This is a genomic window from Pseudomonas sp. JR33AA, from assembly GCF_021378985.1.
GTDB classification, from domain to species: domain Bacteria; phylum Pseudomonadota; class Gammaproteobacteria; order Pseudomonadales; family Pseudomonadaceae; genus Aquipseudomonas; species Aquipseudomonas alloputida.
The window spans coordinates 314,568-327,793 of the sequence record NZ_JAJSAW010000002.1 but is presented as its reverse complement, the minus strand read 5'-3'; the positions used below and the strand labels follow the sequence as shown (position 1 = coordinate 327,793).

Sequence of the window (13,226 nt, the reverse complement as noted above, 5' to 3'; positions counted from 1 at the left end):
GGTGCCTTCCACTGCGTCGCCTCCTTCGCGGGTAAACCTGCTCCTACAATGACCTGTTATTTCTGCCAGTAGTCATTAGTTGGCTAAGGGCGCGATCCTAACGGAAATTTGATCCTGATTGAGGGTAATGTTCATGTCGCCTGCTCCTGATGCCCGGCAAGCTGGCCGCCAGCTTTTTTACTGTAACAGCAAGATAGCTACTGAATTGAATGGCGATGCCTGCTGGCGTTTCCTTCAGGCTAATGACCTGGTGCTGGCTCAGAAAGATCACCAACCCTCGGGCTTTTCCAGCATGCTGGCGGCATCCGACCAGCAGCGCTCGATCCTATCCATTTATGAAAGGAAACGCCTGGAATCAGAGGCTTACTCGCCCTATGGGCATCACAATCAGGGTAGCGGCTTGCGGTCGTTGCTTGCCTTCAGTGGCGAGCGGCTGGATGCGCGTTCGGGGCTTTACCATCTGGGGAATGGTTACAGGCAATTCAGCCCGGTCATGATGCGCTTTTGCAGCCCGGACAGTTGGAGCCCATTTGGTGCAGGTGGTTTCAATGCGTACGCATACTGCGCCGGAGACCCCATTAATCGCACTGATCCGACTGGACACTTTTGGGGGATTGGAAAGTTCTTCAGAAGACTATTTCGGCTGAAGCCGAAGCGGCCAACGGTAACGAAGACCTTCGCTCCAGAGACTCAAAGCGCCACCATTCAAGCTGCCCAAACCACCTTATTGCCGAAAGCTCAGCAGTCAGGTAGCGGGGAAAGTCAATTCATGAAGGGCTTTAATCAAGTCCAGATTGATGAGCAATTTGCGATCGAGCTACAAAACAAGCGTTCGTCGACTGCCAGTATTACTGGTCAGTCGCAGATGATCACTCCGGTGGCCTCTCAGGCTCCCCGGCCCAGAAAAACCTTGGCCGAACGAAGGTCGGAACAGGAGCAACTCAACAAGAAGGCTGCGATTCAAAGGGCTTTGGCGGAACTTGAAGAGGTTAACGTCAGGACGCGAGACGGGATGAGCACATCGAGAGACGCCATAATTATTGAACAATTGCAGAGCAATATTCGGAGATGGGTGGATTAATTGTCTAAGTTGTTGTCTCTGCCTTCCGTAGATGGCGCACGAAAGGCAGAGACAGAACTTCAGGCCGGTATGTATTTCAACCCTTCAAGGCTGGAACGCTTTCAAGAACACCCCCACCACATCTCTCACATGCACTTCAGCCTCATCGCCCTCCAGCGGCCCCGCACACCCCAGCAGCAAGCGGTAATCCGGCGCGCCCTTGACCAGGCAGAAGAAGTGCTCCGCCGCCCGCAGCGGATTGTCGATGCGCAGCACCCCGCGCTCGTGCGCCCCACGCAGCAGCGCCTCCATTCCAGCCAGCACCCGCTTGGGCCCGGCCTCGTAGAAGTACTCGCCAAAGCTTGGATCCAGGCTGCCCTGGGCCATGATCAGGCGGCTGAGCTTGACCGCTTCGTCACTGCTGATAAGCGCCTGGAAGTTGCGGGCAATGGTCAGCAGCACTTCTTCTACCGGCACCCCCTCGGGATACGCGAACAGCAGGTCAGGCAACTGGACCTGGCAGGTGGCCATGACCGCCGAGCAGAAGAGTGTCTGTTTGTCGGTGAAGTGGCTGTAAACGGTGAGCTTTGAAACACCTGCCGCCGCAGCGACCGCATCCATGCTGGTGTTGGCGTAGCCAAGGCTGAGGAACAGCGTCTTGGCCGCTTCGAGAATCGCCTCGCGCTTGGCCAGGTCCTTGGGCCGGCCCGGGCCGATGGGTGCGTCGTTGGACATTGTGGTCTGCATCTGGTTGAAGGAACACCATCTTAACGGGTCAGGCGGCATCCGGCGAAAGCCAGGCTGCATTACCTGCTCACCGCACCCTCGAAAAACCCGCGCATCCCCTTCCCGCCATGGGTCTGCTGACTTAATATACCCGTCAGTACAAATATTAAATGTGCACTCCGCGAAAGGATTCATCATGTTGCGCCATGCCTTGTCCATCGCTCTGCCTGCCGCCGCTGCCCTGCTTCTGGCGGCGTGTGGCCAGGAAGCCGCCCCACCCGCCGCGCCGCGCCCGGCGCTGGTGGTGCAGCCGCAGCCTGCCGAAGCCGCTGCCGACAGTTACCCCGGCGAAGTGCGCGCGCGCTTCGAGCCGGAGCTGGCCTTCCGCATTGCCGGCAAGGTCAGCAAGCGCCTGGTGGAGGAGGGGCAGCGGGTCAAGGCCGACCAGCCGCTGGCCGAGCTGGACCCGCAGGACGTGCGCCTGCAACTTGAAGCCAACCGCGCCCAGCTGACGGCTGCCGAGGCCAACCTGGCATTGGTGCGCGCCGAGCGCGACCGCTACCAGAAGCTGCTGGAGCGGCAGATGGTCAGCCACTCCCAGTACGACAATGCCGAAAACCTCTACCGTGCAGGCCTTGCCCGTCTGAAGCAGGCCAAGGCCGAGTTCGATGTGGCTGGCAACCAGGCCGAATATGCCGTGTTGCGTGCGCCGCAGGCCGGGGTGATCGCCAAGCGCCAGGTTGAAGTGGGCCAGGTGGTCGCCGCCGGGCAAACCGTGTTTACCCTCGCCGCCGATGGCGAGCGAGAAGTGGCCATTGGCCTGCCGGAGCAGCAGTTCGCCCGCTTCGCTGTGGGCCAACCGGTGAGCGTGGAGCTGTGGTCCAACCCGCAGGCGCGTTTCCAGGGGCGCATTCGCGAGCTGTCACCGGCTGCCGACCCGCGTTCGCGCACATTCGCGGCGCGCATCGCCTTTACCACGGCCGCCGTACCGGCTGAACTGGGCCAGAGCGCCCGGGTGTTCATCGCCAAGGATGGGCTGATCCCGCTGGCGGTACCGCTGTCGGCAGTGACTGCGGAAAACGGCCAGGCCTATGTCTGGCGGGTGAACAAGGAAAGCCGCCTGGAGCGGGCGACCGTGCGCCTGGGGGCTTATGGCAGCGACAGTGTGCCGGTGCTTGAGGGCCTGGCCCCGGGTGACTGGGTGGTTGCCGCTGGCGGCCACGTACTGCGCGAGGGCCAGGAGGTACGCCCCGTGGATCGCAGCAACCGTGTAGTGAACCTGACGGCCAAGGAGTAAGTCCCGATGGGTTTCAACCTTTCTGCCTGGGCGCTGCGCAACCGCCAGATTGTCCTGTTTCTGATGATCCTGCTGGCCGTCATTGGCGCCATGTCGTACACCAAGCTTGGCCAGAGCGAGGACCCGCCATTCACCTTCAAGGCCATGGTCATCCGCACCCTGTGGCCCGGTGCCACGGCGGAGGAAGTGTCACGCCAGGTGACCGAACGCATCGAGAAAAAGCTGATGGAGACCGGCGAGTACGAGAGGATCGTTTCGTTCTCCCGCCCCGGCGAATCCCAAGTCACTTTCATGGCCCGCGACTCGCTGCATTCCAAGGACATTCCCGAGCTGTGGTACCAGATCCGCAAGAAGGTTGCGGACATTCGCCACACCCTGCCGCCAGAAATCCAGGGGCCGTTCTTCAACGACGAGTTCGGCACCACCTTCGGCAACATCTACGCGCTGACCGGTGAAGGCTTTGATTACGCGGTGCTCAAGGATTACGCCGACCGCATCCAGATCCAGCTGCAGCGGGTCAAGGACGTGGGCAAGGTCGAGCTGATCGGCCTGCAGGACGAGAAAGTCTGGATCGAGCTGTCCAACCTCAAGCTGGCCACGCTTGGTGTGCCGCTGGAGGCTGTGCAGAACGCCTTGCAAGAGCAGAACGCGGTGAGCACCGCCGGTTTCTTCGAAACCCCCAGCGAGCGCCTGCAACTGCGGGTGAGCGGGCGCTTCGACAGCGTCGAGCAGATTCGCCAGTTCCCCATCCGGGTGGGTGACCGCACCTTCCGTATCGGCGATGTGGCCGAAGTGCACCGTGGCTTCAATGACCCACCCGCACCGCGGATGCGTTTCATGGGCGAAGATGCCATTGGCCTGGCGGTATCGATGAAGGATGGCGGCGATATCCTGGTGCTGGGCAAGGCCCTGGAAGGCGAGTTCGAACGGTTGGCGCACAACCTGCCGGCCGGCATGGCGCTGCGCAAGGTCTCGGACCAGCCGGCAGCGGTCAAGGCCGGCGTGGGCGAGTTCGTGCAGGTGCTGGTCGAGGCACTGGTCATTGTGCTGCTGGTGAGCTTCTTCTCGCTGGGCCTGCGCACTGGCCTGGTGGTGGCGCTGGCCATTCCGCTGGTGTTGGCCATGACCTTCGCCGCCATGCATTATTTCGGCATCGGCCTGCACAAGATCTCCCTTGGCGCGCTGGTGCTGGCCCTGGGCTTGCTGGTGGACGACGCGATCATCGCCGTGGAGATGATGGCGATCAAGATGGAGCAGGGCTACGACCGCCTCAAGGCGGCCAGCTATGCCTGGACAAGTACGGCCTTCCCGATGCTTACCGGTACGCTGATCACGGCTGCAGGCTTCCTGCCGATTGCCACCGCGGCCTCCAGCACAGGCGAATACACCCGGTCGATCTTCCAGGTGGTCACCATCGCTTTGCTGACCTCCTGGGTGGCGGCCGTGGTGTTCGTGCCTTACCTGGGCGAGCGCTTGCTACCCGACCTGGCCAAGCTGCACGCCGCGCGCCATGGCAAGGACGGCCATGCGCCAGTCCCCTACGCCACCCCGTTCTATCAGCGCGTGCGACGGCTGGTGGAGTGGTGCGTACGGCGGCGCAAGACGGTAATCCTGCTGACCGTTGCCGCTTTTGTCGGCAGCCTCCTGCTGTTCCGCTTCGTACCCCAGCAGTTCTTCCCGGCCTCCGGGCGCCCGGAGCTGATGGTTGACCTGAAACTGGCCGAAGGCGCCTCGCTGGCCAATACCGCCGAGCGGGTCAAGCAGCTGGAGGCGCTGCTCAAGCAGCAGGAGGGTATCGACAACTACGTGGCCTATGTGGGTACCGGTTCGCCGCGTTTCTACCTGCCGCTGGACCAACAACTGCCGGCAGCCAGCTTTGCCCAGTTCGTGGTGCTGGCCAAGTCGATGGAGGACCGCGAGCGCCTGCGCAGTTGGCTGATCAGCACGGTGGACCAGCAGTTCCCCGACCTGCGCGCCCGGGTCACGCGTCTGGAAAACGGCCCACCCGTGGGCTACCCGGTGCAGTTCCGGGTCACTGGCGAGCATATCGAGAAGGCCCGTGCGCTGGCCCGTGAAGTGGCGGACAAGGTGCGCGAGAACCCGCATGTGGTGAACGTGCACCTGGACTGGGAAGAGCCCAGCAAGGCGGTGTTCCTCGAAATCGACCAGGACCGCGCCCGTGCGCTGGGCGTGAGCACTTCGCACCTGGCGAGCTTCCTGCAAAGCTCGCTGATCGGCACCACGGTCAGCCAGTACCGCGAGGACAATGAACTGATCGAGATCCTGCTGCGCGGCACCGTGCAGGAACGCAGCGAGCTGGGCAACCTGGGCAGCCTGGCGTTACCCACCGACAACGGCCAGAGCGTGGCGCTGTCGCAGGTGGCGACTCTGGAATACGGCTTTGAAGAGGGCATCATCTGGCACCGCAACCGCTTGCCGACGGTGACCGTGCGTGCCGATATCTACGACCAGGAGCAACCTGCGACGCTGGTGAAGCAGATTTTGCCGACCCTGCAGGACATCCGCGCCAAGCTGCCCGATGGCTACCTGCTGGAGGTGGGTGGCACGGTGGAAGACTCCGAACGTGGGCAGAAATCGGTGAATGCCGGCATGCCACTGTTCATCGTGGTCGTCCTGAGCTTGCTGATGATCCAGCTACGCAGTTTCTCGCGCACGGTGATGGTGTTCCTTACCGCGCCGCTGGGGCTGATCGGTGTAACCCTGTTCCTGCTGGTGTTCCGCCAGCCCTTCGGCTTTGTCGCCATGCTCGGCACCATTGCCCTGGCGGGGATGATCATGCGCAACTCGGTGATCCTGGTGGACCAGATCGAGCAGGACATCGCAGCGGGGATGGAGCGCTGGCAGGCGATCATCGAGGCTACGGTGCGGCGCTTCCGGCCGATCGTGCTGACCGCGCTGGCGGCGGTGCTGGCCATGATCCCGTTGTCGCGCAGCGTGTTCTACGGGCCGATGGCGGTGGCGATCATGGGCGGGTTGATCGTGGCCACAGTGCTTACACTGCTGTTCCTGCCGGCGTTGTATGCGGCGTGGTTCAGGGTGAAGAAAGGCTGAAGACCGCTCCTACGACGGCCTGTGTCCAACCCCACCGCCGTGGCAGGAGCGGGTTTACCCGCGAATACGGTGGTGGCGGCAACGGTGAATGACTGGTGAGAATTGGCCAGCAGGCCCGGCCCTTTCGCGGGTAAACCCGCTCCTACAGAGGACCGCGCAGTCCAGATCAGTGTAGAGCGGGTTTACCCGCGAATACGGTGGTGGCGGCAACGGTGAATGACTGGTGAGAATTGGCCGGCAGGCCCGGCCCTTTCGCGGGTAAACCCGCTCCTACAGAGGACCGCGCAGTCCAGATCAGTGTAGGAGCGGATTTACCCGCGAATACGGTAGCGGCAGCAACGGTGAACGGCTGGTGAAAATTGGCCAGCAGGCCCGGCCCTTTCGCGGGTGAACCCGCTCCTACAGCGCGCCGAAAACCTTCTTGGCCAGGCTGGTCGCCGCAGCTGCTGGGTTCTGGCGAATGCTCTGCTCCTGTTTGCCGATCATCTCGAACAGGCCATCCAGCGCCTTCTCGGTCACGTAGTTCTCGATATTGGCGTCATCCTTGACCAGCCCCAAGCCTTTGGCCTGGGCGGCGAAGGCATTGTATTGCTGGGCCACGCCCACCTTGTCGGTGGCCTGCTTGACGATTGGCAGGAACCTGGCGCGGATCTGCTCGCGGCTGCTCTTGTTCAGGTACTGAGTGGCCGAGTCGTCACCGCCGCTGAGGATGCCTTTGGCGTCGGTCACGCTCATGTTCTTCACGGCATCCACCAGAATCGCCTGGGCCTGCGGCACGGCGGCCTCGGCGGCCTTGTTCATGCTGGTTTCCAGGGCTTCGACCTGTTCACCCTTGCCGAACATTTTCATCGCCTTGGCGGCTTTGCCCAGGTTGCCTGGCAGCTCGATGCGCACGTCCGGGTTGTTGCTGAAGCCGCCTGGGGTGCTCAGTTGCTTGACGGCCAGCTGCGCACCTTGGGTCAGGGCATCTTTCAGGCCGCCGGTGGCGTCTTTCTGGCTGAGGTCGCCCAGCGACAGGGCCAGGGCACTGGCCGACAGCAGCAGGCCGGCGCACAGGGTGGTGAAGCGCAGGGAAGTGCGGATCATGAAGCTTTCCTTGTAAACGGATGAGTACGGGTATCAGCGAACCTGGTCTACCTTGATGCGTACCGATTGCGGGTCACTGCCGTCGAGCATGACGCCGTGGTGTTCGGTATTGATGAACAGCAGCTTGCCGTCCAGCTCGATGCGCGCGCTCACCGCATAGCGGTGGCCAGGCTTGACCTGCGCGGGGTCATAGGTGAGATGGAACGGCAGCGGCACGTTGCCCTTGACCGGGCCTGCCTGGCGCGCCAGGGTCACGGCAGGGGCGTCCATCAGCGACACATCCTGCAGTTCCACACTCAGGGTGGCGGCAGGCGGCAGGGCAATGCGCTGCAGGTAGAAGACTTCACCGTCCAGGCTGGCCTGGTTGTGTGGGGTTTGGCTGGAACAGGCTGCAAGCAGGGATGCGCAACACAGCATAAAGAGCTTTTTCATGGAATCTCCGTTGTCCTTGGCGCTGGCTTGTGGCCAACCCCAGGGACTTTAACGGATTTTCCCCGGTGATGAACTGTTAGAGGGTGGAAGTTTCCAGCCCGTCGTCACGGTGCAGGGCCACCTGGCGGATGGACAGGCGCAGCTCGGCCGACAGCACACGCTTGGCCACGCCCTCGGCCAGCTCGCCGAGCTTGTCGTGATAACCCAGCTTGCCTTGCGCGTCGGCCTGCAGCACGCCTTGCTGGAGCAGGGTCTGGATGAAGTGGCGGAACAGCGTCTTGTCGAAGAACTCCGGGGCGTTCAGGCCATGCAGGATCGACAGGCGCTGGGCCATCATCACGCACAGGTCTTCCAGCGCTTCGGCGCTCAGGCTGTTCTGTCCGCTGTTGATCAGCAGCGAGGTGGCCATGTAGAAGCGCTGCAGGGTCTGGGTGATGGTGCGGGCGAGCAGGGTCAGCAACACGAACTGCCGCGAGCTGGGCGCCGGGCGCACGTACAGATCGTTGTCCTGGCGCAGCAGGCCCTGTTCTACCAGCGCGACCAGCCATTGGTCGATGACCTCGTCCAGCTGTTCTGGTGTCCAGCGCAGGAACAGTTCGGCCTGTAGATAGGGGTAAAGCGCGTGCACATACTGGCCCAGCAGTTGCCGGCTCAGGCGTGAACTGCTGAGGAAGAAGCTGGCCAGCAGCGCCGGCAGGGCGAAGATGTGCAGCACGTTGTTGCGGTAGTAGGTCATCAGCACCGCGTTGCCTTCATCCAGGTAAAGGATGCGGCCCAGGGCGTCCTTCTGCTCGGCCACCAGGTTCATGCTGCGTACATGTTCGATCAGTGCTTTGCCGTCGCCTTCGGGCAGGGTGGTGTGCGGCGAATAGGGCACTTGGCGCAGCAGCGCCAGGTACAGGTCGAGTACGCGGGTCAGGGCGCGCTCGTCCAGGGCAAGGCGGCTGGTGGACAGCAGTGCCAGGGCCACCAGGTTGACCGGGTTGATGGCGGCCGCCTCGTTGAGGTGGCGGGCCACGGTTTCTCCCAGGCGGGCGGTGGTGGCGTTGAGCCAGTCTGGACGGTACTGAGGACCGTGATCCTGTTCACGCCAGCCGGGCTGCTGCTGGTCGAGGAAGCCAGCCAGGCGGATGGGTTCGCCGAAGTTGACGTAGACCTGGCCAAAGCGCTGCTTGAGTGCGCCGAACACCTTGAAGATGTCGAACACCGACTCCTTCCTCTTGCTGGCGCCGCGCAGTTCGCCCAGGTAGGTACGGCCTTCAAGCACGCGCTCGTAGCCAATGTACACGGGCACGAACACGATGGGCGTACGCGACGAACGCAGGAAGCTGCGCAGGGTAATGGCCAGCATCCCGGTGCGCGGCTGCAGCATGCGCCCGGTGCGCGAGCGGCCGCCTTCGACGAAGTACTCGACCGGGAAGCCCTTGGTGTACAGGGTGTGCAGGTACTCGTTGAACACCGCCGTGTAGAGTGGGTTGCCCTTGAACGTGCGGCGCATGAAGAAGGCGCCACCACGGCGTAGCAGGTTACCCACCACCGGCATGTTGAGGTTGATGCCGGCAGCCACGTGCGGCGGAGTGAGGCCGTTGCGGAACAGCAGGTACGACAGCAGCAGGTAGTCGATGTGGCTGCGGTGGCACGGCACGTAGATCACTTCATGGCCAGGGGCGATACCCTGTACCTGTTCGATGTGGTTGACCTTGATGCCGTCGTAGATCTTGTTCCAGAACCAGCTGAGCACCACTTCGAGGAAGCGGATGGCGGTATAGGTGTAGTCAGAGGCGATCTCGTTGCCATAGCGCAGTGCCTGGGCCTCGGCTTTGGCCAGCGGCAGGTTCTCGCGCTGTGCTTCGTCGGCAATCGCCTGGCGCACTTGCGGGGCATGGACCAGGCCTTTGACCAGGGTGCGTCGGTGCGAGATGTCCGGGCCGATGACGGCCGTCTTGAGGTTGCGAAAGTGCACGCGCATCAGGCGCTGGGCCATGCGCACGGTGCGCTCGTGGCCTTTGTTGTGCTGCACCAGTTCGCGCAGGTGGATTGGCGCGGAGAACTGAACCCGGGTCTTGCGGCCCAGGATCAGTACGGTCAGCAGTCGGCGCAGGCGCCCGGTTACCGCCCAGCTGTCGGCGAACAGCAGCTTCCAGGGGCTGGACTCGCTGGCCGGGGTCTGGCCCCAGAACACGCTGACAGGAATGATCTGGGCATCTTCTTCGGCATGCTGGCTGACGGCAGCCACCAGGCGCTCGAGCGTGGGGGGCGCGCCGCTTTTGTCCTGGCGGCCGAGCCAGTCCGGGTCGGGGGTCAGGTAGAAGAAGGCGGCGGGCTCCTGCAGTGGGCCGACAGCTACCGGCAGCACCGGGCGCGGTAGCCCCGCCTTGGTGCACTCGTGGTCGAGCACCGCCAGGTCAGTGAGCGCGGGCGAGGGCAGCGCATAGAACACCGGCCGGCTGCGGTCGAGGTTGAGGGTCATGGAAGACTGGTTGATGGTCTCGGAGCGCACCCACAGGTACAACAGGCGACGCAGGCCGCCGAAGATCAGGCGGTGCAGGGGGGAACGGGTCATGGGTTGTGTGCCCTGGGTGTGATTTTCAGGTGAGTATTCTGCTATTTAGTCTGCCGTATCGGCGTAAGTTCAGCAAAATTCGGCCAACGACGGGACCGTCATCAATTTTTTTTGTTCTGTGTCATATACTCGGCCTGCCACTTGCAGGATATTTCGGCAAGCGGCGTTGGCACGGGGCAGATGACCTCATGCCTGCAAGGCGATCTTCACAATAAAAATCCGGAGTAGTTCAGATGTCGTCTCGTGAGACTGGGAATGTAAAGTGGTTCAACGATGCCAAGGGTTATGGCTTCATTCAGCGCGAAGGTGGTGCGGATGTGTTCGTCCACTATCGGGCGATCCGTGGTGAGGGGCATCGTACCCTGGTCGAAGGGCAGCGGGTGGAGTACGCCTGCGTGCAGGGCCAGAAAGGCCTGCAAGCCGAAGACGTAGTGGGCCTCTGAACCTCTGGTTTCAAGCCGTAGGAGCGGGCTTGCCCGCGAAGCAGCCACCATGGTGGCTGCCACGGGCCTAGCCCGTGTTCTCGGGTAAACCCGCGCCTACAGAAACGAGCCAGTCTGCAGTTTCATGATGTACGCCAGGTGATTTCCTCTTCACCGTCGGCGCTGATGCGAACCCAGCGGTCGGCATCTTCTTCCCCGTCTTCCTCAACCCAGCCACCCGGCGCACAGCGCACTTCCACACCCAGCGCGGCAAATGCGGCGCGGGCGCAGGCAACGTCATCGGCCCACGGCGTCTGGTCGCTTTCCAGGTACAGGCTGTTCCATTTCCCTACAGCCTTGGGTAACCACGTGACCGGAATGTTACCGGCCTGGCATTTGAAGGTATGGCCTTTCTGCTTCCACTCGGTGCACGGGCCGATTGCCTGGGCGAGCCACTCGGCAATCTGCTTGTGGTCGACGTCGGCGTCCTTCAGGTAGATCTCGATATCAGGTTGACGCATAAGGGCTCCGGGTGTGCTCAGTCTTGGCGCACGAAATAGTCATAACGCATGGAAACCGTGACCTCGAACGGCTCGGGCTGGTCGATCACCCGGGCACGTTTTTCGGCGCTGGCGCGCCATCCGTGTGGGGTCATTGCCAGCAGATCGGCGCGGGCCTTGGGCGCGGCCAGGCTCAGGCGGAACTCGAGGGTTTCGCTGTGAGCATGGGCCATGCCTTCAGGGACCAGGGCCAGGTGCTTGTCGTCGGCGTAAGGGCGTACTTCATCGTAGAGCACTTCACGCAGTTCCATCAGGTGACCGCTGGTCGGGCCGACCCGCATCAGGCCGCCGCCGGGGCTGAGCAAACGCTTGGCCTCGGCCCAGTCCAGCGGGCTGAAAACGCTGGCGATGAACTGGCAGCTGGCGTCGGTCAGCGGCACGCGGGCCATGCTGGCGACCATCCAGGTGACCGCCGGTGCTCGGCGGCAGGCACGCTTGACCGCTTCGCGGGAGATGTCCAGCGCATAGCCGTTGGCGGCCGGCAAGGCCTGGGCGATCTGTGCGGTGTAGTAACCCTCGCCGCAGCCGATGTCCAGCCAGGCGCCAGGCTGGCGCTCGGCAGCCAGCTCGGCCAGGCGGTGGGCGACTGGCGCGTAATGGCCGGCGTCCAGAAAGTCGCGGCGTGCCTCGACCATGGCCTGGTTGTCACCGGGGTCGCGGCTGTTCTTGTGCTGCACCGGCAGCAGGTTCAGGTAACCCTGGCGGGCGCGGTCGAAGCGGTGGCCGGCCGGGCACACCACACCATTGTCGAGCCGGCTCAGCGGCGCCTGGCAAAGCGGGCAGGCAAGCATCAGGCGAGCAACCGGACCAGGGTCTGGTAGTAGATTTCGGTCAGCAGATCGAGGTCGCTGGCCAGGATCCGCTCGTCAACCTGGTGGATGGTGGCGTTGACCGGGCCGAGTTCGACCACCTGGGTGCCCATGGTTGCGATGAAGCGGCCATCGGAGGTGCCGCCGCTGGTGGAGGGCTGGGTATCGCGACCGGTGACGCCCTTGATGCTGGCCGCCACGGCGTCGAGCAGCTCGCCTGGTTCAGTCAGGAACGGCAGACCAGACAGTGCCCAGTCGACTGACCAGTCCAGTTCATGCTTGTCGAGAATCGCCGATACCCGCGCCTGCAGGCCTTCAACGGTGGACTCGGTGGAAAAGCGGAAGTTGAACAGCGCAGTCAGCTCGCCTGGGACCACGTTGGTGGCGCCGGTGCCGGAATTGAGGTTGGAGATCTGGAAGCTGGTTGGCGGGAAGAACGCATTGCCTTCGTCCCAGTGTTCGGCAGCCAGTTCCGCCAAGGCCGGGGCGGCTAGGTGGATCGGGTTGCGCGCCAGGTGCGGGTAGGCCACATGGCCTTGTTTGCCGCGTATGCTCAGCTTGGCGCCCAGCGAACCACGGCGACCGTTCTTGACCACGTCACCCAGCAAGGTGGTGCTGGACGGTTCGCCGACGATGCACCAGTCCAGGCGTTCGTTGCGCGCTTTCAGGCGCTCGACCACGGCTTTGGTGCCGTGGTGGGCGGGGCCTTCCTCGTCGCTGGTGATCAGAAACGCGACCTTGCCACGGTGGTTCGGGTAGTCCTGCACGAAGCGCTCGCTGGCGATCACCATGGACGCCAGGCTGCCCTTCATGTCGGCGGCGCCTCGGCCGCAGAGCATGCCGTCGGCGTCGATCAGCGCCTCGAACGGTTCATGCTGCCATTGCTGGACCGGGCCGGTAGGCACCACGTCGGTGTGGCCGGCAAAACACAGTACCGGGCCGTCCTGGCTGCCGTGAGTAGCCCAGAAGTTGTCAACGTCTTCAATGCGCATCGGCTCCAGCTGGAAACCGACGGCCCCCAGACGGTTCATCATCTGCGCCTGGCAATCGGCGTCGACGGGGGTGACCGAAGGGCGACGGATCAGGTCGCAGGCCAGTTGAAGGGTAGGCGAGAGCTCGGCAGGGGCCGTCATGGGGAACTCCGGGGCAAGGCAAGGCTGGGAAATCTGAGGGGCGTTATCTTATATCAAACCGAAGGG

The 13,226-nt window shown here is 63.1% G+C and carries 11 protein-coding genes; 4 read left to right on the top strand and 7 right to left on the bottom strand.

The window, feature by feature from the left end; translation table 11 throughout:
* Positions 1 to 133 precede the first annotated feature (133 nt).
* On the top strand, positions 134 to 1,081 hold the full coding sequence (locus tag LVS58_RS04785) for an RHS repeat-associated core domain-containing protein (protein ID WP_233690091.1): 948 nt from the start codon (positions 134 to 136) through the stop codon (positions 1,079 to 1,081).
* Between the two features lie 84 nt (positions 1,082 to 1,165).
* Here the strand turns inward: LVS58_RS04785 and LVS58_RS04780 are convergent, their stop codons facing one another.
* Complete coding sequence (locus tag LVS58_RS04780; RefSeq protein WP_233690090.1) at positions 1,166 to 1,807, bottom strand: TetR/AcrR family transcriptional regulator; 642 nt, start codon at positions 1,805 to 1,807, stop codon at positions 1,166 to 1,168.
* A 175-nt stretch (positions 1,808 to 1,982) separates the two neighbouring features.
* Between LVS58_RS04780 and LVS58_RS04775 the strand changes: the two genes are divergently transcribed.
* Both LVS58_RS04775 and LVS58_RS04770 read left to right on the top strand, forming a co-directional pair.
* A complete protein-coding gene (locus tag LVS58_RS04775) occupies positions 1,983 to 3,083 on the top strand; it encodes an efflux RND transporter periplasmic adaptor subunit (protein WP_233690089.1) in 1,101 nt (366 codons plus the stop codon).
* Positions 3,084 to 3,089: 6 nt separating this feature from the next.
* Positions 3,090 to 6,155 (top strand): efflux RND transporter permease subunit, encoded by a 3,066-nt coding sequence (locus LVS58_RS04770; protein WP_233690088.1) that lies wholly within the window; start codon positions 3,090 to 3,092, stop codon positions 6,153 to 6,155.
* A 399-nt stretch (positions 6,156 to 6,554) separates the two neighbouring features.
* On the opposite strand, the gene LVS58_RS04765 is transcribed toward LVS58_RS04770, so the two are convergent.
* The 3 genes from LVS58_RS04765 to plsB form a co-directional block, all read right to left on the bottom strand.
* A complete protein-coding gene (locus LVS58_RS04765) occupies positions 6,555 to 7,241 on the bottom strand; it encodes a DUF4197 domain-containing protein (protein ID WP_161774680.1) in 687 nt (228 codons plus the stop codon).
* A gap of 33 nt (positions 7,242 to 7,274) precedes the next feature.
* Positions 7,275 to 7,673 carry a YbaY family lipoprotein gene (locus LVS58_RS04760; RefSeq protein ID WP_233690087.1) on the bottom strand — a complete coding sequence of 133 codons (399 nt, stop codon included), beginning with the start codon at positions 7,671 to 7,673 and terminating at the stop codon, positions 7,275 to 7,277.
* Positions 7,674 to 7,749: 76 nt separating this feature from the next.
* Entirely contained in the window at positions 7,750 to 10,236 is a 2,487-nt protein-coding gene (plsB, locus tag LVS58_RS04755; RefSeq protein ID WP_233690086.1) for a glycerol-3-phosphate 1-O-acyltransferase PlsB, read from the bottom strand.
* Positions 10,237 to 10,469: 233 nt separating this feature from the next.
* On the opposite strand from plsB, the gene LVS58_RS04750 reads away from it, so the two are divergent.
* Positions 10,470 to 10,679, top strand: coding sequence for a cold-shock protein (locus tag LVS58_RS04750; RefSeq protein ID WP_003252255.1), 210 nt, complete (start codon positions 10,470 to 10,472; stop codon positions 10,677 to 10,679).
* A 122-nt stretch (positions 10,680 to 10,801) separates the two neighbouring features.
* Here LVS58_RS04750 and LVS58_RS04745 read toward each other — a convergent pair whose 3' ends face one another.
* Genes LVS58_RS04745 through dapE form a run of 3 tightly spaced genes read right to left on the bottom strand, consistent with a single transcriptional unit; the run spans position 10,802 to position 13,160 of the window.
* Positions 10,802 to 11,179: a hypothetical protein gene (locus LVS58_RS04745; protein WP_010952612.1), complete on the bottom strand. Its 378-nt coding sequence runs from the start codon at positions 11,177 to 11,179 to the stop codon at positions 10,802 to 10,804.
* Between the two features lie 17 nt (positions 11,180 to 11,196).
* A complete protein-coding gene (locus LVS58_RS04740; RefSeq protein ID WP_233690085.1) occupies positions 11,197 to 12,009 on the bottom strand; it encodes a putative RNA methyltransferase in 813 nt (270 codons plus the stop codon).
* Complete coding sequence (gene dapE, locus LVS58_RS04735; protein WP_233690084.1) at positions 12,009 to 13,160, bottom strand: succinyl-diaminopimelate desuccinylase; 1,152 nt, start codon at positions 13,158 to 13,160, stop codon at positions 12,009 to 12,011. The genes LVS58_RS04740 and dapE overlap by 1 nt, the downstream gene beginning before the upstream one ends.
* Between the last annotated feature and the right edge of the window lie 66 nt (positions 13,161 to 13,226).